This window comes from Lysinibacillus alkalisoli (assembly GCF_014643595.1).
Taxonomy (GTDB): domain Bacteria; phylum Bacillota; class Bacilli; order Bacillales_A; family Planococcaceae; genus Metalysinibacillus; species Metalysinibacillus alkalisoli.
This window is the reverse complement of record NZ_BMJT01000015.1, coordinates 19,950-41,562: the sequence shown is the minus strand read 5'-3', so window position 1 is coordinate 41,562 and position 21,613 is coordinate 19,950. Positions and strand designations below refer to the sequence as shown.

The 21,613-nt window shown below is 35.7% G+C and carries 16 protein-coding genes, 2 pseudogenes and 1 other annotated feature; of the genes and pseudogenes, 11 read left to right on the top strand and 7 right to left on the bottom strand.

What is annotated here, in order from left to right:
* Positions 1 to 263 precede the first annotated feature (263 nt).
* Positions 264 to 1,730, top strand: coding sequence for an IMP dehydrogenase (gene guaB, locus IEW44_RS15280; protein ID WP_188615932.1), 1,467 nt, complete (start codon positions 264 to 266; stop codon positions 1,728 to 1,730).
* 80 nt (positions 1,731 to 1,810) lie between these two features.
* A complete protein-coding gene (locus tag IEW44_RS15275; protein ID WP_188615931.1) occupies positions 1,811 to 3,064 on the top strand; it encodes a D-alanyl-D-alanine carboxypeptidase family protein in 1,254 nt (417 codons plus the stop codon).
* Between the two features lie 105 nt (positions 3,065 to 3,169).
* Here IEW44_RS15275 and pdxR read toward each other — a convergent pair whose 3' ends face one another.
* On the bottom strand, positions 3,170 to 4,573 hold the full coding sequence (pdxR, locus tag IEW44_RS15270) for a MocR-like pyridoxine biosynthesis transcription factor PdxR (protein WP_188615930.1): 1,404 nt from the start codon (positions 4,571 to 4,573) through the stop codon (positions 3,170 to 3,172).
* 101 nt (positions 4,574 to 4,674) lie between these two features.
* Between pdxR and pdxS the strand changes: the two genes are divergently transcribed.
* The 3 genes from pdxS (at position 4,675) to IEW44_RS15255 (ending at position 6,822) form a co-directional block, all read left to right on the top strand.
* A complete protein-coding gene (pdxS, locus tag IEW44_RS15265; RefSeq protein WP_229704267.1) occupies positions 4,675 to 5,529 on the top strand; it encodes a pyridoxal 5'-phosphate synthase lyase subunit PdxS in 855 nt (284 codons plus the stop codon).
* 147 nt (positions 5,530 to 5,676) lie between these two features.
* Positions 5,677 to 6,222, top strand: a complete 546-nt coding sequence (locus tag IEW44_RS15260; protein ID WP_188615928.1) for a glycerol-3-phosphate acyltransferase — start codon at positions 5,677 to 5,679, stop codon at positions 6,220 to 6,222.
* Positions 6,223 to 6,267: 45 nt separating this feature from the next.
* Positions 6,268 to 6,822, top strand: a complete 555-nt coding sequence (locus tag IEW44_RS15255; protein WP_188615927.1) for a GNAT family N-acetyltransferase — start codon at positions 6,268 to 6,270, stop codon at positions 6,820 to 6,822.
* Here the strand turns inward: IEW44_RS15255 and IEW44_RS15250 are convergent.
* The 3 genes from IEW44_RS15250 to IEW44_RS15240 all read right to left on the bottom strand — a co-directional run bounded on the left by IEW44_RS15250 (position 6,800) and on the right by IEW44_RS15240 (position 9,488).
* Positions 6,800 to 7,615 carry a M15 family metallopeptidase gene (locus IEW44_RS15250; protein ID WP_188615926.1) on the bottom strand — a complete coding sequence of 272 codons (816 nt, stop codon included), beginning with the start codon at positions 7,613 to 7,615 and terminating at the stop codon, positions 6,800 to 6,802. The two genes, IEW44_RS15255 and IEW44_RS15250, sit on opposite strands and share 23 nt — an antisense overlap.
* Positions 7,616 to 7,705: 90 nt before the next feature.
* Positions 7,706 to 8,806 carry a sensor histidine kinase gene (locus IEW44_RS15245; RefSeq protein ID WP_188615925.1) on the bottom strand — a complete coding sequence of 367 codons (1,101 nt, stop codon included), beginning with the start codon at positions 8,804 to 8,806 and terminating at the stop codon, positions 7,706 to 7,708.
* Positions 8,799 to 9,488 carry a response regulator transcription factor gene (locus tag IEW44_RS15240; RefSeq protein ID WP_188615924.1) on the bottom strand — a complete coding sequence of 230 codons (690 nt, stop codon included), beginning with the start codon at positions 9,486 to 9,488 and terminating at the stop codon, positions 8,799 to 8,801. The genes IEW44_RS15245 and IEW44_RS15240 overlap by 8 nt, the downstream gene beginning before the upstream one ends.
* Positions 9,489 to 9,589: 101 nt before the next feature.
* Positions 9,590 to 9,810: a binding site (T-box leader), on the top strand.
* 64 nt (positions 9,811 to 9,874) lie between these two features.
* On the opposite strand from IEW44_RS15240, the gene serS reads away from it, so the two are divergent.
* A complete protein-coding gene (gene serS, locus IEW44_RS15235) occupies positions 9,875 to 11,155 on the top strand; it encodes a serine--tRNA ligase (protein WP_188615923.1) in 1,281 nt (426 codons plus the stop codon).
* A gap of 41 nt (positions 11,156 to 11,196) precedes the next feature.
* On the opposite strand, the pseudogene IEW44_RS15230 reads toward serS, so the two are convergent.
* From IEW44_RS15230 to IEW44_RS15220, 3 genes and pseudogenes are all read right to left on the bottom strand, one after another.
* Positions 11,197 to 12,438, bottom strand: a pseudogene (locus IEW44_RS15230) (IS1182 family transposase); the annotation flags it as partial.
* Between the two features lie 279 nt (positions 12,439 to 12,717).
* Positions 12,718 to 13,443, bottom strand: coding sequence for a GTP cyclohydrolase II (locus IEW44_RS15225; protein ID WP_373286143.1), 726 nt, complete (start codon positions 13,441 to 13,443; stop codon positions 12,718 to 12,720).
* Between the two features lie 21 nt (positions 13,444 to 13,464).
* Complete coding sequence (locus IEW44_RS15220) at positions 13,465 to 13,992, bottom strand: NADPH-dependent FMN reductase (protein ID WP_188615922.1); 528 nt, start codon at positions 13,990 to 13,992, stop codon at positions 13,465 to 13,467.
* Positions 13,993 to 14,328: 336 nt separating this feature from the next.
* On the opposite strand from IEW44_RS15220, the gene IEW44_RS15215 reads away from it, so the two are divergent.
* The 5 genes and pseudogenes from IEW44_RS15215 to ribD form a co-directional block, all read left to right on the top strand.
* Positions 14,329 to 16,164 carry a WD40 repeat domain-containing protein gene (locus IEW44_RS15215; RefSeq protein ID WP_188615921.1) on the top strand — a complete coding sequence of 612 codons (1,836 nt, stop codon included), beginning with the start codon at positions 14,329 to 14,331 and terminating at the stop codon, positions 16,162 to 16,164.
* 94 nt (positions 16,165 to 16,258) lie between these two features.
* The gene (locus IEW44_RS15210; RefSeq protein ID WP_188615920.1) at positions 16,259 to 17,479 is read left to right on the top strand and encodes an MFS transporter; all 1,221 of its coding nucleotides are present in this window, start codon (positions 16,259 to 16,261) and stop codon (positions 17,477 to 17,479) included.
* Positions 17,480 to 17,563: 84 nt separating this feature from the next.
* Positions 17,564 to 18,556 carry a formylglycine-generating enzyme family protein gene (locus tag IEW44_RS15205; protein WP_188615919.1) on the top strand — a complete coding sequence of 331 codons (993 nt, stop codon included), beginning with the start codon at positions 17,564 to 17,566 and terminating at the stop codon, positions 18,554 to 18,556.
* A gap of 52 nt (positions 18,557 to 18,608) precedes the next feature.
* The gene (locus IEW44_RS15200; protein ID WP_188615918.1) at positions 18,609 to 20,444 is read left to right on the top strand and encodes a WD40 repeat domain-containing protein; all 1,836 of its coding nucleotides are present in this window, start codon (positions 18,609 to 18,611) and stop codon (positions 20,442 to 20,444) included.
* Between the two features lie 50 nt (positions 20,445 to 20,494).
* Positions 20,495 to 21,565, top strand: a pseudogene (ribD, locus tag IEW44_RS15195) (bifunctional diaminohydroxyphosphoribosylaminopyrimidine deaminase/5-amino-6-(5-phosphoribosylamino)uracil reductase RibD); the annotation flags it as partial.
* Positions 21,566 to 21,613 lie beyond the last annotated feature (48 nt).

The window sequence follows — 21,613 nt, the reverse complement described above, 5'->3', positions numbered from 1 at the left end:
TTAAGCTCTTTAGCGTCGATGGTAGTTGGACGTAGGTCCTGCGAGAGTAGAACGTTGCTAGGCACTAAAGTATACTGATTTTAATCAGTATACTTTTTTTATATAATTTTTTATTAATAACCTTCTATAAAGTGGAATAAAACCCACTTTGTAATCCCTTTCAATAGTCGGAATAATCTTTCTTTCTAATCTTTCTTGACAGTAAAGCAACGCATTGTTAATCTTATGAATAATATTCTTTTAAACTAGGAGGAGTTCACGAAATGTGGGAAACAAAATTTGCTAAAGAAGGTTTAACATTTGATGATGTATTATTAGTACCAGCTCATTCAGAGGTATTGCCAAAGGATGTAAGCCTATCTGTGCAATTAACACCGAAAATTAAATTAAATGTACCTGTAGTGAGTGCAGGTATGGATACTGTAACAGAGTCTAAAATGGCTATTGCAATGGCACGTCAAGGTGGCTTAGGCATTGTTCATAAAAATATGAGTATTGACGACCAAGCTGAAGAAGTCGAAAAAGTAAAACGCTCTGAAAATGGTGTTATTACAAACCCATTCTTTTTAACTCCAACACACCAAGTATTTGATGCTGAACATTTAATGGGCAAATATAAAATTTCAGGTGTTCCTATTGTAAATAACCAAGAGGACTTAAAATTAGTTGGTATTATTACAAATCGTGATCTGCGTTTTATTTCTGACTATTCATTAAAAATTGATGATGTTATGACGAAAGAAGATTTAATTACTGCACCAGTTGGTACGACATTAGACGATGCAGAAAAAATCTTACAACAATATAAAATTGAAAAATTACCAATCGTATCTGAAGATGGTACTTTAAAAGGCTTAATTACAATTAAAGATATTGAAAAAGTAATTGAGTTCCCGAATGCAGCTAAAGATGATTTAGGAAGACTGTTAGTAGGCGCTGCAGTAGGTGTTTCTAAGGATACGGAAATCCGTGTAAAGAAACTTGTAGAAGCACAAGTTGATATTATTGTTATTGACACAGCTCATGGTCATTCACAAGGTGTTTTAGAAACCGTTAGAAAAATTCGTGATACTTATCCAGAATTAGAAATCGTTGCTGGTAACGTAGCTACAGGCGCTGCAGCAAGAGCTCTTTACGAAGCTGGCGCAGATGTAGTTAAAGTAGGTATAGGTCCTGGTTCGATTTGTACAACACGCGTTGTAGCAGGTGTAGGTGTACCACAAATTACAGCTATTTATGATTGTGCAAGTGTAGCTCGTGAATTAGGAAAAACTATTATTGCAGATGGTGGGATTAAATTCTCAGGTGATATTGTGAAAGCTCTAGCATCTGGTGGCCATGTAGTAATGTTAGGTAGTTTGTTAGCAGGTACTTCTGAAGCACCTGGCGAAACGGAAATTTTCCAAGGTCGTCGTTTTAAAGTATACCGTGGTATGGGTTCAGTTGGTGCTATGGAAAAAGGTTCGAAGGATCGTTACTTCCAAGAGGATGCTAAAAAATTAGTGCCAGAAGGTATTGAAGGTCGTTTACCATATAAGGGCCCTCTTACAGATACAATTCATCAATTAGTTGGTGGTATTCGTGCAGGTATGGGTTACTGTGGCGCTAAAGATTTACATGCATTACGTGAAGAGGCTCAATTTGTACGTATGACAGGTGCAGGCTTATTAGAATCTCACCCTCACAATGTTCAAATTACAAAAGAAGCACCGAACTATTCAACACGATAATTACAAAGCACTCTTTTAGCTTGCTAAGAGAGTGCTTTTTTCACAGAAAGGGATTCATTATGAAGAAGTGGCTTATAGTAATGAGTTTCGTACTAATGTTTAGTACGATGCCACCTGTACAAGCAGCTGAGACTTTTAGTGTGAATGCAGATGGCGCTATTTTAATTGATGCAGAAACAGGTCAAATTTTACATCAACAAAATGCAGATGCGGCATTAGGGTTGGCAAGCGTTAGTAAGCTGATGACTGTTTTTATTGTCTTAGATCATATTCGCTCAGGAGAATTGAAATGGGACGATACTTATAAAGTGTCTAAAAGAGTGCATGAGCTATCTACAGACATGAGTTTAGGGAATGTTGCGTTAGTAGAAGGGCGAGAATATACGATTCGTGAATTGTATGAGTCTATTTTAATTTTCTCTGCTAATGCTTCAACAGTGGGTTTAACAGAGAAAATAGCAGGTAGTGAAGAAGCATTTATGCCTTATATTAAAAAGAAGGCTAAAGAGTTAGATTTACAACAAATTAATTTTGTAAATGCTACAGGGCTAAACAATGTTGATTTACAAGGTCAACATTTGCCAGGGACAGGGCCATCTGACGAGAATGTGATGTCTACAAAAGATGTAGCTAAAATTGCTTATCATATGATTCAAACATATCCTGAAGTATTAGACATTACGAAACAGCCTCGAAAAGTGTTTGGGGCAGGCACCGAAAATATGGTTGAAATGACTAGTTGGAACTATATGTTGCCAGGTTATTTATATGAATATGAAGGTGTGGACGGCTTAAAAACAGGTAATACGACATTTGCTGGTCAATGTTTTGTAGGGACAGTGCAACGTGATGGAATACGTTATATTGGCGTTGTGTTAAATGCACGTGACAAAGATAATAATAGTACGTATGATGGGCGCTTTGGCACAATGAAAGAATTATTTGATTATGCTTTTACGACATTCAATAAAACTACTAAGGCAGATAAAGATACTGTTACACAAGTAAAAGTTGATGGTAAAGAAGCGAAAGTGAAATTAGCAACAGCGCTACCATTTTATGAAGATAAACATGCCAATACTAAAATAAAAGTAGTAGCAACAGCTAATCAACATAAAGGGAAAATTAAAGAAGGCGACATTGTTGGCACTGCACATTTAGCCTATGCAGACGGTAAGGAAATTACCTATCTCGCTCAACCCCCACAAGTGGATTTAGTGGCAACAGATAATGTGCATGCGGCTAACAAAACAAAGGCAGCAGCAGAAGGCGCAGGAAATTTCTTTAGTCGAGTATGGAAAACAATTTCAAACTTTGTCAGTAATATTTTTTAAATAGACATGCTCGTAATAGAAGTGGTAATGGGAAGGTAGTATTTCCTATTACCACTTTTTTGTATAGTAGTACTAAATGTTAGCATCATAAGCTAAGCTCTCAAATTACAGTGAATGAGGCGTTATTTTTTTGAGTTGCCATACTTTCATAAGTGCATCTACTGCTTGGTTAATATCATATAATTGACCAAAGCCAATCAGGAAACGGGCATCAGCGTAATGTGCAGGTTGTAATAAATATTGAGATAAAGGATATACCCCAATGCCTTGTGTTTTAGCGGATTGCCAAAGCTGTTGTTCATTACCTTCAAGTGCTAACAAAATATGCATGCCAGCTTGTGAACCTGTGATGCGAACTTGAGGATAATGTGTAAAAGCATCGATAAGGGCATTATGTTTCTTACGATAAATTTTACGCATACGATTTAAATGCTTAGAGAAATGACCATCTCTCATAAAATTAGCTACGATATGTTGATCAAATCTTGGTACGGTAGATGTGTAATAGGTAAAAACACGTTGGTAAATGGCTAATAATGATGGAGGTAGTACAAAGTAAGCTAATCGTAATGATGGCATCAATGATTTCGTAAAAGTACTCATATAAATAACTTTATCTTTGCCATTTAATGCTTGTAAGGCGGGTATTGGTTTGCCTGTATAACGAAATTCTGAGTCGTAATCATCTTCAATGATATAACGTGTTGGTGAAGCAGCAGCCCAGTTGAGTAGCTGTGTGCGTCTTGTGGCTGATAAAATAGCACCTGTAGGAAATTGGTGTGATGGTGTAACATACACAACATCAGCATTAGACTTCTCAAGCTCGTTGACGATAATGCCTTCATCATCTACATTGATAGGAAAGACGCTACGGCCGTGTTGACGTAAAATGCGGTCAACAGATGGATAGCCTGGATGTTCGAGTGCAAAAACAGTAGCTTCTTCAAATAAGCGAATTAACATCGGTAAAAGTTGTTCTGTACCAGAGCCGATGACAATTTGTTCTGGGGAGCATTCAACCCCTCTTGATTGATACAAATAAGTGGCAATTTCTTGTCGCAATGCGAATTCACCTTGAGCTTCTCCAGTTAGTAACAGGTCAGCATGCGCCGTATCATAAAGGTCACGTGCATATTTGCGCCATGTTGAGAAGGGAAAATGCTCAATATCAATACCACTTGGGTTGAAATCATAGGTGTATGTAGGTTTTTGTGTAGGTGTTTTTGGTAAGATAGTATGTTTTTCCACATAAGGTAACTCATCTAAATCTTCAACAAAATACCCTACACGAGCTTTAGCACTAATATAGCCTTCTGCTAATAATTGCGCATAAGCTAACTCAATAGTAGTTTGGCTAATATTAAGAAAATCGCTTAATTTACGCTTAGAAGGCAACTTTTCACCAACATTAATTTTTTTTTGGATAATGGCATCTTTAATTCCTTCATAGAGCTGTTCGTAGAGCGGTGTGATATCCTCCTTATTTAAAGAAAATAACAATAAATCCATTCTATAACCTCCTGACCTTTTTAGAATAGTGAAATCTGAATCTTTTAATATGGTCAATATTCATTATACTAAACGTTAACAACAAATTGGAGGGATTTATGATGGATCATTTACAAATGCCATACGGTGGCGTAATTATGGATGTTATTAATGCAGAGCAAGCGAAAATTGCCGAGGCAGCAGGGGCTGTAGCTGTAATGGCATTAGAGCGAGTGCCTTCAGATATTCGTAAAGCAGGTGGGGTTGCAAGAATGGCTGACCCAACAATTATGGAAGAAGTAATTCAAGCTGTTCATATCCCTGTTATGGCAAAGGCACGTATTGGCCACATTGTTGAGGCACGTGTATTAGAGGCTTTAGGTGCAGATTATATTGATGAGAGTGAAGTATTAACACCAGCTGACGATGAGTTTCATTTATTAAAATCCGACTATACTATTCCTTTTGTATGTGGTTGTCGCGATTTGGGTGAGGCAGCGCGCCGTTTAGGAGAAGGAGCAGCAATGCTACGCACGAAGGGAGAGCCGGGCACAGGTAATATTGTAGAAGCAGTGCGTCATATGAGAAAAGTGAATGCGCAAGTAAGAGCTCTTGTGCATATGACACCAGAAGAAATCATGACGGAAGCCAAAATATTAGGCGCACCTTATCATATTTTATTACAAATTAAAGAACAGGGACGTTTACCTGTGATGAATTATGCGGCTGGCGGTGTGGCTACACCAGCTGATGCAGCATTGATGATGACTTTAGGCGCGGATGGTGTCTTTGTGGGTTCTGGTATTTTCAAATCAGAAAACCCTGAAAAATTTGCTAAAGCAATTGTCCAAGCAACAAAACATTTTAAAGATTATACGTTAATTGCAGCGTTATCTAAAGATTTAGGTGCACCAATGCAGGGCATTGAGATTGATCAATTATCACCAAAAGAACGCATGCAAGAACGTGGCTGGTAAAGAAAACTATAAACTATGTGATATGTAAGGCAATAAGTGATAGAGGGGAAAGTAAAAATTCCCTTTATCACTTGTTTTTTTATTTAGCTTTCCGTCATAATGGGTAGCAATTATACAAGAGGTACTCTACATTAGGATGTGAAGCACATGGTATGGAGCGTTTACTTAATCGCTTGTTATATGTTAGGGACAGTATTAACAGCAGAATGGGTGAGTCGCCTTTTATATGATGGTGAAATTAGAAAAAAAGGAAGCCGCAATCCGGGTGCGCGCAATATGGGGCGTGTGTATGGACGTACAGCTTTTATATTAACGTTACTAGGAGATGCTATAAAAGGAATGATTGCTGTAGGTGTGGGGTACTATTTAATGCTACCTTTATTCCTTGTCATAGTTGGCTTAGCCTGCGTTATGATGGGACATATTGCTCCCTTTTACCGCAACTGGCGAGGAGGAGAAGCGGTGGCTACCTTTCTTGGTGGTATTATGATGTTATCGCCTTATTATTTATTTGCATTTCTTATTGTTGCTATATGTAGTGTATTAATGCGAGCAAGTATTACAGTGGCAGGTTGGCTAGGATTTATCGCAGTCCCTTTAGCTGCTTATATTCATACAGGGGATGGCGGTATGGCGATGGCCATGACTAGTCTTCTTTTATTATTAGTATGGGCCAATCGTCGAGAGAAATGACGAGGAATAACAAAGATTGTACACAGTAAAATGGAGGTAAGAGACATGAGAAAAATTACATTAGTCAGGCATCATCCCAAATATATTCAACAAATGAGTGAACTAACATATAAAACGGCTGTGCAATATGCTTTAGGTTTGCCAGATATAGCGACAGGATGGAAAGGCACAGAGAATTTCATTCATACTGTTATTGAGGAAGAACAGCAAGGAAAGCAAATTTCTCGTGTTATTTTAAATGAGGATCATGTATTAATTGGTGTTATTACATTAAAAGATATTAAAGGGGATATGGCTCACGTTGGTACATGGCTAGGTGAACCATATTGGGGGCAAGGCTATAATGAATTAGCTAAGCTTGCCTTATTTAAAGAAGCTTTTACTGAGAGAGGTTTTACGCTTATTTTTGCGGGTGCTAAATTAAGCAATATCCGCTCAAGGAAAGCGCAAGAAAAATTACCATACATGACATTTGATGTTGGCGATCAATATCCACAAGAGTTAGCAGTTATCGAAAAAATTACTGGTGAAGCTTGTGTATTACATGCCATCAAAAAAGAAAATTTTCTCTCGTATCTTAAGACGCAATCGCTACAATAATACCGCCTTTGTTATCGCCAGAAATGGTATAGCTTTTATCTTTAGGTAATAGCGCTTCAGAGAACCGACTACCATCATAGTATTCAATAATATAAGAGATACCATTCACTGTTGTCCGAAATGTTTGCTGTTGTTTGAGCTCCTCCACATACTCCTCAAGTACCCAGTCATTGTCATGCATAATGACACTATGTGGCAGCCCTACATAGCGAATATGCCAAGGCTCATATTTAATTTTTGTAATATGAGTCTTATGCTCAGGATAACGCATAACAAAGCCAAATTGCCAAACATTTTGAGCCAACCATTCACCTTCTATTGTGTCCTCCATGCGGCCTTGTGAAGAACCAATATCTAAAGATAGCCCTAAGTTATGTTCACTATAGCCAGCGGGTAAAGCACTGCCATCACCATATTGCTCATATAACTTTTGTTGTTCTTTAAAGCCCCTAAAACCACTACTAATTACAAAGTGATTAACGCCATCCTCGTTTGCTTTTTTCATCAGTTTTTCAAAAGGCTCACTAATATGTTTAGAGACAAATGTATTGTTGTATAAAACAACATAGTGATTGGATTGGTTCACGGTGTTTGCATCTACAATATCTTGGCGAATGAAGGGTTCTTTAACAGGGTAGTCTTCATTCACTAATAATAAATCACCTTGATAAACTTGCTCATGTATATTGGTGTCTACAACTTGAGTAGCTGCAGGCTTTACATCGAAAAGATATTGCGTACCAAACCAACCACCTGTTAAAAAAATTGCACCTGCTAACAACCACTTTTTCATCCAATATGCCTCCTCTAGTGTCAGTACCACCATCATAAGAGGAAATACTTAAATCCCTAGTAGGGCAAAGTTTAAATCTTTCTTAAATTTTTAAGCTTGCGCATAGCGAGGTAATTGTATAGTGAAGCGGGTTTCTTTAATTGTGCTAGAGACATCAATGGTTCCGTCATGTTGTTCGATAATGTTTTTAGCAATAAATAAGCCAATGCCAGAACTATTTTCCACTGTAGTACGTGCTTGATCAGCCGTATAGTACATATCAAAGAGGTGAGGTAAATCTCTTTCTGTAATAACAGCACCGTAATTAATAATAGCAATCTCAACTGTCTCTGCATGTTGCTGGGTGGTAATATCAATAAACTGTCCATCCACACCATATCGACAAGCGTTAGTTAATAAGTTTTCAAAAACACGCGCTAATAATTCACCATCTGCATGTACAAGTAAGGGGTCATTAATGGCCGTACGAATAGTTAAATGAGCTTGCTCTACAATAGGGTACATTTCATCCGCTAATTGTAATAATAAGTGCCCTACATCAAAAGTCGTTTTTTTCAAAGGTAATAGCCCATAATTGAGTCGAGTTACTTCAAATAATGTGTCAATTAGTCGCTCAAGGCGTTCAGCCTTCGTATGCGCAATGTGTAAGTAATGCTGTTGTTGCTTTGGTGTTAAATGATGATCAGATTGTAATAAATGTAAATAGCCTAGCACGGATGTGAGGGGTGTTCGTAAATCATGAGCTAGATTAACCACCAACTCATTTTTACTACTTTCAGAGAAATCACCACGTGCAATAGCAGCTTGCAACATAGAAGAGGCACGATTAATATCAGTAGCAATCTCACCAAATTCATCTTCTTTATCTAGTATGACTTGATGTGTAAAATCGCCATTAGCGAGGTGATGAATGCCCTGTGAAATTTGTTGGAAGTATGCCGTATATTTTTTAGTAAGCAAGAAAAATATGACGAAAGCTAACGGGATAAATAATAATAAAAACACATTAATCTCGCCAATTTCTCGCATAAATAAACGTATACTAGCTAGCGAGTCTTCCCATTTTACATATTTGCGGTAATACCAACGTAAACTTAAAAATACACACCATGTGACGACACCTGATAATAATAAGCTAACACCAAACCAACCAATCATCTGCATGCGAAAGCTTTTTCGTAATTTAATCATTGAATGTATAACCCACTCCCCATACGGTTTTGATATATTGATTTTTCTTCGTTTCTTTTAACTTTTTACGTAAGGTACGAATATGTACCATCACAGTATTAGCGCTGTCAAAATAGTCTTCTTTCCATACTTCTTCAAAAATGTTCTCAGTGCTAAACACTTTTTTAGGGTGGCTAGCAAGTAAATATAAAATATCAAATTCTTTGCGCGTTAAATCAACAGGCTCGTCAAATAGTGTGACAGACCGCTCTAAAGAAGAAATGGTTAGTCCACCGTATTGCAATGTAGTGTGAGCTGATTTTGGTGTATTAAAGGTTGTGAAGCGGCGCAACTGTGCATTTACACGTGCCATGAGTTCAATCGGTGTGAAAGGCTTTGTCATATAGTCGTCGGCACCAACGGCTAATCCGTGTACTTTGTCAAAGTCGGATGTTTTAGCACTGACAAAAATAATAGGCATATGTTGTGTTTTTCGCACTTCAGTGGCAAGCTCATAACCATTTAATTGTGGCATCATAATATCAAGTATTAATAAATCAAAGTCTTGAGATTGAATGGCACGTAAAGCTTGGTTACTATCATAAAAGGTAGTAACGTTATAAAATTCTTTTTCTAAGTGTAATGTAATTAAGTCAGCAATTTCTTGCTCATCATCCACGACTAAAATTTTAGCTCTTTGCATTTCTGTCACCTCAACTTGATTATAAAGGATTCATTCCGAGATTACTTATCCTAAAGTTGCTAAAAAAAAAGACCTATAGTACAATTAATGCAAATTCATATATGAATGCGAAGATAGGAAGCAGTAACAAATACGTTTTTTTAAGAGAGTTAGCGGTTGGTGTGAGCTAATAAAAGCGCTTGTGAATCCGTCCTTGAGTTGCTCAGTTGAAGTAATAGTAAGCTGTAGCCGGTTGAAAAGCCGTTATGTATAGAAGAGAATTAGCTATGAGTAAGCTGGCTAATTAATTAGGGTGGCAACGCGGGTAGCTCTCGTCCCTTCATAGGGATGGGGGCTTTTTTTGTTTTTAAAATTATATTCGCATAATACTTATTGGAGGGAAAGACATGTTAGATATTAAATACGTACGTGCCAATTTTGAAGCAGTAAAAAAGATGTTAGAAACGCGCAATGAAGATTTAGGAAATTTAGATGACTTTGAGGACTTAGACCAAAAGCGTCGCGCTTTAATTGTAAAAGCGGAAGAATTAAAAGCAGAGCGCAATAAAGTATCAGAGCAGATTTCTCAAATGAAGCGCAATAAAGAAAATGCAGACGAAGCGATTGCACGTATGCGTGAAGTAGGCGATGAAATAAAAGCGCTTGACGATGCCTTACATGAGGTAGAAGAAAAATTCACCTACATGATGATGCGTCTGCCGAATATCCCACATGAAAGTGTGCCTGTTGGGACGACAGAAGATGATAATGTAGAAATTTTACAATGGGGCGATGTGCCTCAATTTGATTTTGAACCTAAAGCGCATTGGGATTTAGGTACAGCGTTAAATATTATAGACTTTGAACGCGGTGCTAAAGTGGCGGGGAGCCGTTTTGTATTTTATCGTGGCTTAGGCTCTCGCTTAGAACGTGCACTGATTAACTTTATGATGGATTTACATAGCACAGAACACGGCTATGAAGAAATGTTAACGCCAATGATTGTAAATCGAGAAAGTTTAGTCGGTGTAGGGCAGTTACCTAAGTTTGAAGAAGATGTTTTTAAATTAACAGAAGATCACTTATATTTAATACCGACTGCTGAAGCACCTGTGACAAATTTCTATAATAACGAAATTTTATCAGATGAGATGTTACCACAAGCTTTTGCCGCATATAGTGCATGTTTCCGTTCAGAAGCAGGTTCAGCCGGTCGTGATACACGCGGTTTGATTCGCTTACACCAGTTTAATAAAGTAGAATTAGTACGTTTTGTTAAACCTGAAGAATCATATGAACAATTAGAGTTATTAACAGGTCATGCAGAAAAAGTATTACAACTATTAGAATTACCTTACCGTAAAATGAGTATGTGTACAGCAGATTTAGGCTTTACAGCAGCAAAGAAATACGATTTAGAAGTATGGATTCCAGCGCAAAATACGTATCGTGAAATTTCTTCTTGTTCAAACTTTGAAGACTTCCAAGCGCGACGTGCCAATATCCGTTTCCGCCGTGATGCAAAAGCAAAACCAGAGTATGTACACACTTTAAATGGCTCTGGCTTAGCAATTGGACGTACAGTAGCTGCTATTTTAGAGAATTACCAACAAGCGGATGGCTCAGTAGCCATTCCTAAAGTATTACAACCTTATATGGGTGGCGTGGAAGTTATTCCAGCACCATAAACATCTAAAAGAGGTTGTGATATAACGAGTTTTCAGCCAAAGGAAAAGAGAGTGAAACGCAAATTAGCTTTCAAGTGGCCAAAAACAGGTTCGACATCGATTTTACGTTTTCGATAAATCGCTGCTGTTTTTCCATCTGAAAGCTTCGTTTTTATATAGGTTTTTTGGTTTTCCCAGTTTTCATTCACAAGTAGTGTATGATGATTGCCTTCCTTAGCTTTTGTACAGGACGCACGGAAAGGGCAACTTATACAATTTTTACATCGGTACACCTTAAATGTTCGGGTGAAACCATTTCGATCGGTTCGTATCGAAGGAGAATGAAACACTAATGTTTGTTGATTCGGACACGTATAGAGGTATCTGTGGTTTCGTCATATGTCCAATTGGCTGTGTTGAAAGGATTTTGTTGATACTTTTTCTTTTGTTCTCGCCGATAAAGATTGTAGGTGATAAGCGCCTCGCGCTTATAGTTGTTGAGAATATCATGGTAATTTTGTTCACTGCCATACCCTACATCTGCGACGATATGATGTGGTAAGGTAGAATAATTATCTTCAATTTCATCCGAAAAAGGTAGTAGCGTCAACGTATCCGGGGGATTTGGGAAGATCTGATAGGCGAGCACATACTGTCCTTCTGTCGCAATTTGTACGTTATACCCTGCTTTTAATTGTCCATTTTCTCATATAATCCTTTTTCATTCGCATAAAAGTGGCATCATGGTCTGTCTTCGTATAACTATTTCTTGTGCCAAAAATCGTCATAGCCTTGGCGTATTTTTGTTTATGTAACGCAAGATCAATCCATGTTTTCCACATGACTTTTGGATATTTGCGTTGGATCGCTGGAATAATAGCCCGGGCAAGTAATTCATCATATACCGCCTGCGATTTTTCAATGAGGTTAGTTTGATAACGTATGATGGATTTTTTCCACACAAAGGTGAATTTGTTAGCATTGGCTTCAATCTTCGTGCCATCAATAAAAATCGCTTCGTTATCTATCTGTTTCGCTTCGACCAGTTGGCAACGGAATTGGACAAAGCATTGTCGAAGTAAATCCTTCATGTCTTCATGCACAAGGAAACAATTAATCGTACGATAGCTCGGTTCATATTCTTGCGCCAACCGCATCATACGTAGGCTATCTTTGAGTAACGCTTCCATTTTATGCCCTGAAAAAACGGACTGCGTGTATGCACAAAGGATAATTTTTAGCATCATACGAGGATGGTAAGCTGGGCAGTCCCCATTTCGAAGAAATGGTGTGAACGCTTCCTTACCACAAAAATCAAAGCCCTTGAACTTTTACATAATATAAAAGTTCAAGGGCTTTTCATTTATAAGACAGATTTTGTCCCAACAGCATTCTGTTGACAAAGCACTTTATAAACAGAATGCCATCGCATATTTGCGATGACACAATGCTTCTATGCAGCTTAAATCACTCAAATACTAAAGTGATAAGTGTTCGAATTAAATAAAGTCTAACATCAGGGGTGAGCAATCCCTTTCTGTGCTTTTCGTTTTTCCTTCTCGCAGCCTTATTATACATAAACTTTAAAGTTTGATAAATGGAATATGACCAGATTTATTAATTTTTTTCAGTATATAATCTTCGTTGTATTCAGAGAGTCCTCCCCACAAAGGAATCCTTTCTTTTATATTTAATCCGTACTTTCTAAATGGTTCTAATTTTAAGGGATTATTGGTTATTAAACTTATTGACTTTTTTCTTAATGATTTTATTATCTGTATTGCTTCAGAGTAGTCTCTCAAGTCATCCGAGAAACCCAAAAGATTATTAGCTTCTACCGTATCAAAACCTCCATCTTGTAAAAGGTAAGCCAATGCCTTACTAAATAATCCAATCCCTCTACCTTCATGATTTGATAAATATACCAACGCACCAGATTTATTCTCTACTATCATTCTTAATGACATTTGAAACTGGAAACCACAATCACAACGACTGCTTCCAAATATATCTCCAGTATGGCAAATTGAATGCAATCTTAACAATGCCGTTTCAGAATTTGAAAAATCACCGAATGTTAAAATGCTCGACTGTTGTAAATGTGCTAATTTTTTGTTTGGGAGACTCTCAATTAATTCAATATGAGAATACAGCAGTTCGCAATGCAACCAACTATACCAATTAAACATTTCTTTTTTTCCATCTACCTCGAGTGGTAGCATAATTGGCCCAATTAAATAGATATAACCAATATCCACTTTTATTGTCTCAATTTTTTTAGATAAAATACTTAAAACTTGATTGTCAATGTGTATCAAAATATGCCTCCTTTAAACTTTTGTTTCAGTAAATTGCACTAATGAATATATAAGTTCTTTGACTATTAATTGATGTTCTTCATGTACTAAATTTTGTTCCTCATCAAAGTATTCTCCATCTATTACATGTTGCTGTGGACTAACATCAGCTGCCACACCTCTCATAATTAACCTTAGATTATTAAGTGCGTTAATTCCACCTTTACCATGACATCCAGCTACAAACATTAGTATTTTTTTGTTAAAAAAGTGATCTCTGTTTAAAAAATCTAGACAGTTTTTCAAAGCACCACTCACGGCATTGTGATATTCGGGTGTACAAATGACAATGCTTGTGGCTTTTTCAACATATTTTAATAGCTTTTGAACATTTTCATTATCATAATCACTTTCTTCGTCAGTAAATAGGGGAAGCTGTGTTGAAGATAGATCAAAAATCAACGATTCAACATTATACTGTTCATATGCATTTTGAATATATTTAGCTAAGCCGCTGTTAATTGAATTCTTCCTAGGACTACCGGATAAAATAAGTATCATAATAAAACTCCTTATCTTTATATTTTTAAAACCAAAATTTACCTACTTTTAAATTTATTGAAATTATTGCATTAGATTAACATTAATGCTAATCTATAGTGGCTAGTATATATAGATTATTCTGACTTGTCAAAAATATTTAAGGAGGTGATATCATGAGCTTCGAAAACTTCAAAAAGCCTGAACGCAGACTTATTAATGCGAAAAAGTAATCCCAAAAAGAGGACCATACCAATTTAGGTGTGGTCCTCAAATTTAATCTTGTCAAAACTATCTAAATGGGAAAATAGAGCTACACTATGCAGGTGTGGTTCTCAAAAAAAGGGAGATCATTAAATGTTAAGTAGACTAATAAGAGTTGAATATAATACTTATCACGATATTGTTATTGCTTCAGACTCTCAAGGCAGAATACATAAATTGGATCGGGATCTAAACGTAATAGCTAGTTCTATTGCCCCTCTCGATTTAAATAGAATTTATTGTATTGTAAGTTGTGAAAAATATATATATACCAGAAATATTTTTGGCGTTATTAATATGTTTGATATTGATACATTAACCAGAATTAAAACTCTAGATACTGCTACTCTGAGCAATAGAAGAGATGCTGAATCTCCTTCACCTGGAACAGCAAGAGGTATTGCCCTGTTTAACGGCTATTTATATACAACAAACGGTTTTGGAGAGCTTCTCAAAATCGATAAAAATACCCTTACAATAGAAAGCACCATGGAACACCCAACTAATCAGACAACTTTTATTGATTGTATTAATGTGGAGTTCGATAACCAACATTTCTTATCTGATAAAGAAGGGTATGTATTTATTGGTGATCTTGAAAAGATGGAGTTCGAGAAATCAATTCAAGTAGATGAAGGCAGTGTTCATGTAGTGAAATACGATAAAAGACATGATCGATTAATTGCAACTCAAGATTTTGGAATTGGTATTTCAGCATGGAATGTAAATGGTATTGTCACGTTAGACTATAATGACCTATCAATAGTAAACTACCCGTTCACGACTGACGATGTAGAGTTCATCTTCTTTGATCCATCGTATTCGGAAGTTTATACTGGAGGTTTTGATGGAAAGATATATGTTTATAACAACGAGGAGAAAGATCTTAAACTTAAGAGGGTTTTAGGACCATTCAACCATCAAATCTCTTATGCTATTTCTTTAGGAGATAATGAAATTTTAGCTTTATTACAATCAGGTGAGTTGATAAAGGTTAATAAATTTGGAAAAATATTAAAAGAGTTGGATTATTCTTATGTATGTTATTGGGGTTTTGTTCCTAAACCTGATAATGAATCGATAATTTATGCACCAGATGGTTCGGGCGTATCTATCTTTAAAATAGATCATGTATCTGATAATGATATAAATCTATCGAAAATAGTCTCATATCGTTATAACTTTGGATTAATTCATAAGTTATTATTGTTAAAAGACGATCATTTCATTGCACTATCTAGAGATAATATCGTTTTCAGAGCTGATGCGAAGGGAAATATACTTTGGTATACACATTTAGAGTTTTTACCCAAAAACTTTGCTTGTAGTGAATCACTAAAAAAGTTAATTGTCGGCCTTGATAATAGATGCTTACAAGAGCTGGATTTAGATACAGGAGAGCTATTAAAGAAACAGTATTTCGATTCTTCTGTATATGTATGTAGTTATAATAATAACGATGTTTTAGTAGGTACTTCAGGCGGGAAATTGCATGTATTAGATGAAAATTGGAAACCAAAAAGAGATGTTATTGAGTTAGGTGGATATCCAAAAAGATTATACTTAAAGGATGGCCTTCTAACCATTGTCGGTGGGGAATTTGGGTTTATTGAAATTGAAGTAGAAAATTATACTGTAGTTAAATCTTTTATTGGTGATATTATTTATAACACTCGTGAAGATGCTGTGAAAATAAATAATCTCGTATTTATCGGTAGTTACGGATACCAAGTTGGAATTTATGACTATGAGACAGAAAATCTAGTGGGACTATTAGAAAATGAAATCCCGGATTATGTAAAATCGATGTATCATTATCAACACGATAACGCAGACTATTTAATCATAGGAGGAAATACAGGGTTCATTCAAGCGTATAGAGTTCATGGTCAAGGGATAGATTTAATAAGAGAGTATAGATTTATTTAACTTTAATAGAATTTTTGGGTGGGATAGAAATCTTTCATCTCACCTTATTTTACAAATCTAAATTAAAACTCTACAGATGCTGGCAGGAGAGGTTATGGAAAAATTAAAATTGCTTTTAGCAGCTAACTTGGTATCTACAGTGGGAATTGGGATTAGTAGCTATTTAATAATCTTTTTATTAATAGATCAATTAAATCAGGCTGTTATATATGGTTATCTTTCAATCTTCATTATGCTATTTATCGTTCTTATAACTCCATATATTGGAATTTTAGTGGACGGTTACTCCAGAAAAAAAATCTTTTTCTATTTAGAAGTCACTGGTGTAATTGTTCTAATTGTATTTATGATTTTTTATTCATTGGATTTACTATTTTTAAAGATACTATTATTAAGTGTATTAATTATTTACTTAAATCTCTATGATTCAATAAAATACCCAACTCTAGCTGCACTTTCTCAAGAAATATTTAAAGAGAGTGAATACAACAAAGTAAACAGCAGTTTAGAAGTTCAAGGGCAGACTGCGTTAATGATTAGCTCTGCATTAGCCGCATTAATCATAGGCTCAGTATCTTTTAATCTCGTACTCATTATCAATATAATTACATTTATTATTTCAGCATTTTTGATTAGTTTTATCCCTTACCAAGAAAAAGAGAATGTAGAAACGGCTATTTTAGATAGGAAACGCCAAGAAAAACCGATAAAGGAATTTGTTCTTGGAATAAAGTACTTGTCAACAAAGCCTTTCTTTCTAACTTTAGTACTTTTTGTTAGTATTTCACCAAATATCGCGGTAATTGTTATGAATTACTTAGAACCTATATTTATATATCAGTTCTTGAATAAGGGTCCTGAAGTTCTTGGTATAGCAAATATCTTGTATGCAGTAGGTGCTATATTAGGTGGAATACTATCAATGTGGGTTACAAAAAAATTAAGTACTGTAAAAGCATTGTTTTTGTTTTTGTTTTTATTCAGCTTAGGTTCAATTGTTATTTACATTTATCCCAATGTTACGATTTTCTTCATAGCAAGTATATTATGGGGGGTTTCAAACTCTTCATCAAGAATTTTCAGAAAAGACTATATGTTCAAAAATATAGAAAATGAATATATGGGGAGAATCACAGTTACTTTTGATTCAATAAAACTTTTATTACAAGCCCTAACTATATTTATTATTACTACTTTTTTTGTTAGTCAAAACAAAGTGATATATGGCTATTTAACATTAGCTCTTCTCACTTTAGTATCCTCATTATTATTATTACTATTTACTTACAAATCTAGATCAAACAATAAAGGATGAACCATGTTAGCAGTATATGTTGGTCAATGTTAGCAGTATATGTTGGTCAATTACAAATAAAAATTCATTGGAGAGGAATTTTGTATGAATAATTTACTAACCAAATATAAAGATAAGATGAACGAACTTAATGACCGTGAAGCTATGGGATTACCGAACCATTATATACCAACTGTCCTAGAGAATTTGCAGAAACAAATCAAAGTTTTAAGATATAAACCAAATAAAGTTCTAATTAGTATGATTGAAGATCCCAATATAGAATTACAAACCCGCTATGCTGCTGGAATGCTATTAGCTCTATTAGACGATCCACGCGTTGACCCCTTTAAACCATGTATGATTTCAGTACCAGGCAGGAAGGTGAAATTAGGGCTGGCTTATTCAAAAGTAGAAGAAATTGTTGAATTATATAAAGAAACAGGTATTGTACCAGAATGGATTCAGAAAGAGTGTCCGGAATATGAGATACAAATTTCTTCATTTATGATTGCAAAATATCCGGTAACAAATAAAGAATATTTATCATACTTAAAAGAAAACCCTAAAGCAGAAATTCCCTCATCATGGAAATTTGGTAGATATCCATTTGAATATAGTAACCATCCTGTATATACAATATCCCCGGAAACAGCAGATAACTATGCTACATGGCTTTCTAAGAAAACTAACCGGAGATTTAGACTACCAACTGAGGCTGAGTGGGAATATGCAGCTGGCGGTTCACAACAAAATAATTTCCCTTGGGGTAATCAATACTTAAAAGATTACTCAAATGTTGTAGAAACAGGATTTCTAATTAGTAGTCCTGTTGGTATGTTTCCCGAGGGAAATTCGCATTTTGGAGTAGCTGATTTAGCTGGAAATGTAGAGGAGTTTGTAGCAGACTATTATAAACCTTACCCGGGGGGAAAAGAAATTATAGATGAATTAGTAAATAAAGTTGGCTCTTATCGAATAGCACGAGGAGGCAGTTTTACAAGATTAAAGGATTTGGCTCGATGTAAACGTCGACATGGACATTTCCCTAAGGATATATATGTAATGGGATTTCGCTTAGCGGAAGATTACACGTAAAAGAACAGTAATGATATAGTAAAAAACTTAAATAGAAAAGGATGGTATTAATATGTCTAATGAAAATGGTCTGTTTACAAAACATAGAGGACCTGTAACTGGAGTTGCCCACATACCAAACAGCAATGCTGTAATAACTTCAGGATATGATAGTGCGATAGGTTGGTTCAATATTGATACTAAAGAAGTTAAATTAATTGGGTATCATGACCATTTAGCTAATACTGTAATAGTAAATAACCTTGGCACAAAAGGTGCTTCCTGTTCAGCTGATTATTCAATTAAAATCTGGGATCTTAAGACTTTAACATTACAAAAAACTTTACTAGGGCATAGTGACGATGTTGAATCATTTGTGTTCATAGATGATAAAACAGCTGCTTCTGCTTCTCGTGATCAACGTATCTTAGTGTGGAATTTGGAAACAGGAGCGATTTTACGAGTAATCGAAGGGCATGAAAAAGACGTTCTATCTTTGGCATACTACGATGGAAAATTGTACTCTTCTGGTGATGATAAAACGCTACGCGTATGGGATTTACAAACTGGAAAACTAGTATATATGTGGGGTCCTTTTGATGTAGAAACGGATACCTGTGCAATTGATTTGAAAAATGAACGAGTTATCTTAGGGTGTGATGATGGATATATTCGTATTTTTAATATAATAAATGGTGATTTAATAAAAGAGATTCCTGGGCATGCTTCTGGTATTAAAAAGGTAGCAGTTTCACCTAGTAACGGAGATATTCTATCGTCAGCATATGATCAAAAAATCCTGATTTGGGATTCTAAATCGCTTGAGCTTAAAACTAGTTTGCAGCAAAATCCAGTTAAATGGGAGCGATCTTTAGATTTTTCAACCGATGGAAAAAAAGTGTTTGCTGGAACTTTTGACGGTACAGTTTTATATTGGGATGCGAAAACAGGTGAACTCATCAATGGAGTTGGGATCCAGGAGGAACATAAGGGAAATCCATGTTTTAATGATGTAGCTACAAATGCAAAAGGCGAAATCGCACTTGTTAGTGATGATGGATATGTTAGGCTAACTAAATTAAATGATTTAAATGATTTTAGTGTTTATGAACCTTCTTCGGGAAGATTTCTTATGAATGGTTTAGCAATGAACCAACAATATGAATTAGTTGTGGGCGGAGCACATAACCAAAGAATACATATCTTTAAAAATGAAGATGGACAATTAAATAAAAGTATTGATGTATTCCTTGGTGAAGGTCCTGTAAACACTATTAGAATCTCTGACCATCCTAATTACGAACGTGAATCTTTCGTAGGGTGTTATAGTGGAACCATCGTTCGTGTTAGTCACACAGGTGAAATAATAGAGAAAATGAGTATTCATGGTGGTGCAGTAAAAGCTCTACGCCTCCATCCGAATAAATCAATGGGAGTTAGTTGCTCAGCAGAAGGGGAATTACTTTCATGGGATTTTTACGGAAACAAGTTACGAAAATATTTAGGACATTCAGCTATTATAAATGATGTAGATATTTCACCTTCTGGAAAACTTATAGCAAGTGTATCAAGGGATTTTTCAATCAAGTTCTATGATTTTGAAACAGGGGATTTATTGCACTCTTATACTCTTGGTAAAAAGTCCTTGAAATCTGTTTGTTTTTATAATGATACGACGGTAATTGTAGGAGACTATTGGGGGAATGTAATTAGTGTGGAACTATCGGAAGGTATAATAGCAAGAAATAAAATTGCAAGCAACGGTATTAGCAGTATTTCTAATCTAGATGATTTTGTTATTGCTGTTTCCTATGACGGTAGTGTCAATGTAATAAATCCTATTAACCTAAGTATTGAAAAGAGAAGCAATGCAATGAATCAACGAATCGAAGAATTATTAATTTACTAGTTATAAATATTAAATTCTTAGCTGATCTTGTCTAATCGGGAGTGAATTATATGAATGATGAAGAATATATGGCAATTGCGTTAAAATTAGCTGAGGGGACAACTGGCCAGACATCTCCTAATCCTGTAGTTGGTGCTATCGTTGTGAAAGAAAATCAAATTGTAGGAATTGGTGCCCATCTTAAGGCTGGAACACCACATGCAGAAGTTCATGCAATTCAAATGGCTGGGTCTAATTCAAAAGGCGGAACACTTTATGTCACATTAGAACCATGTGATCATTTTGGGAAGACCTCTCCATGTTCAGAAATCGTGATAAACTCAGGAATTACAAAAGTTTTTGTCGCTACAATGGATCCCAATCCTAAAGTTGCAGGAAAAGGGATTGAAAAAATTAGAGGTGCAGGTATTGAGGTTGAAGTTGGACTTTTGGAACAAGAAGCTAAAGAACAAAATAAGTTTTATATTCACAACATTTCAAAAAAATATCCATACATTACTTTAAAATCTGCAACTAGCTTAGACGGAAAAATAGCAACAACAACAGGAGAAAGCAAATGGATTAGTGGAGAGTTAGCAAGAGAAGATGTTCACAAGCTTCGCCATGAACATGACGCAATATTGGTAGGAATTAATACAATATTAAAAGATGATCCGAGCCTCACAACAAGGTTGAGAAATGGTGGGAAAAGCCCGATTAGAATCATATTAGATACTCACCTTAGGATTCCTAAAGATGCAAGAGTGATATCAGACCAAGAAGCACCTACGTGGGTAATAACCGGAACCGACATTGACGAGAAAAAAAAGCAATTGCTCGAACACGCAGGGATAAAAATATTAAATATCAAAAAAACAAAGATAGAAATTAAAGAGTTATTAGAAATACTTTGGGAAGCAGACATTCGATCACTTCTAGTTGAAGGTGGAGCAGCGGTTAATGCGAGTTTCCTAAATGCACAGCTGTTTCAACAAGTTATTGTTTATCTTGCCCCTAAGCTTATTGGTGGAAAAGTTGCCCCAACCTCCTTTGCGGGAGAGGGGATTGAAAAGATAAATGATGCAATCCCTTTAAAAATAAAAAGCGTGCAAAAAATAGGTGACGATTTGAAAGTGATAGCTATACCTGATTTACATTTATCGTGTAAGTTCTGTAAAACATGTCGAAAT